4 protein-coding genes are annotated in these 3,413 nt (G+C 46.3%); 3 read left to right on the top strand and 1 reads right to left on the bottom strand.

Translation table 11 applies throughout. From position 1 onward, the window contains the following. A partial coding sequence (locus tag ACTHUE_RS13460; RefSeq protein WP_440423719.1) for a DsbA family protein occupies positions 1-364 on the top strand: 364 nt, incomplete at its 5' end. Positions 365-505: 141 nt separating this feature from the next. Continuing rightward, positions 506-805, top strand: a complete 300-nt coding sequence (locus ACTHUE_RS13455) for a hypothetical protein (RefSeq protein ID WP_083314038.1) — start codon at positions 506-508, stop codon at positions 803-805. Between the two features lie 102 nt (positions 806-907). Here the strand turns inward: ACTHUE_RS13455 and ffh are convergent, their stop codons facing one another. Further along, a complete protein-coding gene (gene ffh / locus ACTHUE_RS13450; protein WP_003684000.1) occupies positions 908-2,278 on the bottom strand; it encodes a signal recognition particle protein in 1,371 nt (456 codons plus the stop codon). A 181-nt stretch (positions 2,279-2,459) separates the two neighbouring features. On the opposite strand from ffh, the gene ACTHUE_RS13445 reads away from it, so the two are divergent. Beyond that, positions 2,460-3,272, top strand: a complete 813-nt coding sequence (locus ACTHUE_RS13445; RefSeq protein ID WP_070695210.1) for a cytochrome C assembly family protein — start codon at positions 2,460-2,462, stop codon at positions 3,270-3,272. The last annotated feature ends 141 nt before the right edge of the window (positions 3,273-3,413 follow it).

Here is a 3,413-nt window from a genome sequence, read left to right as displayed (position 1 = left end):
ACCTTTGGCACGTTTGGCGGCCGCAGTGGAAATGGCCGGTGAATCAGATAAAGCCAACAGCCATATTTTCGATGCGATGGTTAACCAAAAAATCAACTTGGCCGATACCGATACCCTGAAAAAATGGTTGTCTGAGCAAACCGCGTTTGACGGCAAAAAAGTATTGGCTGCATTTGAAGCGCCCGAAAGCCAAGCACGTGCGGCCCAAATGGAAGAATTGACCAATAAATTCCAAATCAGCGGCACACCGACTGTGATCGTTGGTGGCAAATACCAAGTCGAATTTAAAGACTGGCAGTCCGGCATGACCACGATTGACCAGTTGGTGGACAAAGTACGCGAAGAGCAGAAAAAGCCGCAATAAGTTGAGGATTGAATAAGCAAGGATTTCGCGCTCCTTCCACTTCGTTTTCCTTTACTATGCTGAAAGATCCAAACAATGTGTGATTACTGTTCTGACCTGCGACCTACCGTTCGTATCAGGGTTCCGAAAGAATTATCGCAAATGTTACTGCGAGCCTCTGATCGTTTAGCAGACGGCACGCTCATCGACATTACCCCAGCCTACGCCAAAGTTTATGGTCCCAGCCTTGATTTTGCTAAAACCATTGCCAATAGCGGTTACATTACCCATACTGATTCTCAGGGTAATCGTGACATATATGGTTGGAACGATTTCGTGGTACATTATTTTCAATGTACGCACTGCAATGCCGTTTTCAGGCTTGGTGCCGAAACCTACCATGGTAGTGGTGGCCAATGGGAAATGTTGGAAGAGGCATCGGTACGCTATGAAAATCCTTAAAAGGAATAGATTTCATAGTTATATGTGAATAGTAATTCTTGCTAGAGTAAAAATAAAAACGCCGTCTGAAACTTTTCAGACGGCGTTTACTGTCAAATTAGCTTACAAACCCGGGAACATGCCTTTCATTCCCTTCATACCTTTGGCCAAGCGCATCAGTTTGCCCAAACCGTTGCCGCTGAACATCTTCATCATCTGTTGCATTTGTTCAAACTGCTTGAGCAATTTGTTCACTTCCTGCACGGTCGTACCCGCGCCCATTGCAATACGGCGTTTGCGGCTGGCTTTGAGCAGGGCAGGGTTAGCGCGTTCTTTTGGAGTCATCGAGTTGATGATGGCTTCTACTTTGCCCATCGCTTTTTCAGCCGTGCCTTCGGGGATTTGTTTCGATATTTGACCCAGTTCGCCCGGCATTTTCGACATCAGGTTTTCCAAGCCGCCCATATTGCGCATCTGTTGGATTTGTTCTTTAAAGTCATTGAGGTCGAAGCCTTTGCCTTTTTGCAGCTTTTTTGCCATTTTGGCGGCGGCTTCTTCATCAATACCTTTTTGAACGTCTTCAATCAGGGTCAATACGTCGCCCATGCCGAGGATACGGCTGGCAAGACGGTCGGGGTGGAAAGGTTCGAGGCCGTTGATTTTCTCGCCGACACCGATAAATTTAATCGGTTTGCCGGTTACATGGCGTACGGACAATGCCGCACCGCCGCGCGAGTCGCCGTCCATCTTGGTCAATACGACACCGGTCAGCGGCAGGGCTTCATTAAATGCCTGAGCAGTGTTCACAGCATCCTGACCTAACATGGCATCGATGACGAACAAAGTTTCAACCGGGTTAACCGCAGCATGAAGCGCTTTGATTTCGTTCATCATTTCTTCATCGATTGCCAGGCGGCCGGCGGTATCGACCATCAATACATCGTAAAAATGTTTTTTGGCGTAATCGACGGCGGCAGTTGCAATCTCAACCGGTTTTTGGTTGGTATCGGATGGGAAAAAGTCCACGCCGACCTGTTCGGCCAATAGGCGCAGCTGTTCAATCGCGGCAGGGCGGTAAACGTCGGCAGATACCACCAAAACTTTTTTCTTCTGATCGTTTTTCAGCAGGCGGGCGAGTTTGCCGACGGTTGTTGTCTTACCGGCACCCTGCAAACCGGCCATTAAAACGATGGCAGGCGGTGAAACCGATAAATCCAGTGTTTTGTTTTCCTTGCCCATCAGCTCGACTAAGGCTTGGTTGACCACACCAATAAAGGCTTGGTCAGGTGTCAGACTGCCGACGACTTCTTGACCAAGGGCCTGTTCTTTGACTGTGTTGACGAATTCTTTAACGACGGGCAATGCAACGTCGGCTTCCAGCAGGGCAAGACGAACCTCGCGCAAGGCTTCTTTAATATTGTCTTCGGTCAGTGTTGATTGGCCGCGAATATTTTTAAGTACCTTGCTGAAGCGGTTGGTCAGGTTGTCTAACATACTTATCCTTGATAATGAGAATAGCTGCCCAATACAGGGCATTCTTTGTTAAAATAAAATTCGGATTATTTTACACGATAGTCCGAAGTTATGCTTCAAGAACACAAACACGACACCAAGGCCGTCTGAAACCCTGCCGGGTGTCCGTCTAGTGTTCACACGTCTATTGAGAAAGATATTTATGCCGATTGTCTTAATCTGCCTTATGCTGGTGTATGCCGGATTGGGCGTATTTTCCTGGTTGCAACATAAAAAGCACAATAATAAGTCTTACCCGCTGAAAACCGAGCTGCTGATTTTGAGTGGCGCATTATTGGTACATGGCGCAGCATTAATGTTCCCTGTATTGCAGGATAGGGTATTGATTACCGGTTTTGGTTATTCTCTCAGTCTGATAGTTTGGCTGATGCTGATGATGTACTGCCTGGGCAGCTTCTTTTATTGTCTGCGCGGTGTGCAACTCTTATTGTATCCCTGTGCTGCATTGACCTTATTGCTGGGTTTCCTTTTCCCGGGAGATTTCACAGGTCGTCAAATTGTAGACTTATTGCCGCTATCGCACATTGCATCATCATTGCTCGCATACGGATTGTTTGGCATCGTTACCTTATTTGCCATCCTGATCCTTTTGCTCGACCGCAATCTGCACAAACGCCGTTTTTCCGCATTAGTTAGTTTCTTGCCGCCATTATTGAGTTTGGAAAAACTTATGTTCCAAGGTATGTGGGCAGGATTCGTTTTATTGACCTATTCAGTTATCAGCGGGACGTTTTTTGCCGAAGCCATTTTCGGCAAACCCATGACCTTCACGCATAAAACCATCTTCAGTATTATGTCGTGGCTGATTTATGGCGCATTATTGTTGAAACACAGCATGACCGCATGGCGCGGCAAGAAAGCCGCCGTTTGGACTATTGTCGGATTTGTCAGTCTGATTTTTGCCTATGTGGGCAGTAAATTTGTCCTAGAAATTGTCCTTCAACGTATTGGATAAATAGAAACCATAAAAAAAGGCCGTCTGAAAGAGCATTTCAGACGGCCTTTAGTTTGTATTTTTTTGTATGTATGGATAGTGTGGGAGTTTGATAGTATTTTTTTAGAAATAAAAACCCTGTTAAAACAGGGAAGTGATTAA

The organism is Neisseria sp. P0021.S005 (assembly GCF_051956955.1).
This window is presented reverse-complemented; position numbering and strand designations above follow the sequence as displayed.

Coding starts and splice junctions, on each gene's coding strand:
- ACTHUE_RS13455 (WP_083314038.1), top strand. CDS start 506: ATGTTACTGCGAGCCTCTGATCGTTTAGCAGACGGCACGCTCATCGAC.
- ffh (WP_003684000.1), bottom strand. CDS start 2,278: ATGTTAGACAACCTGACCAACCGCTTCAGCAAGGTACTTAAAAATATT.
- ACTHUE_RS13445 (WP_070695210.1), top strand. CDS start 2,460: ATGCCGATTGTCTTAATCTGCCTTATGCTGGTGTATGCCGGATTGGGC.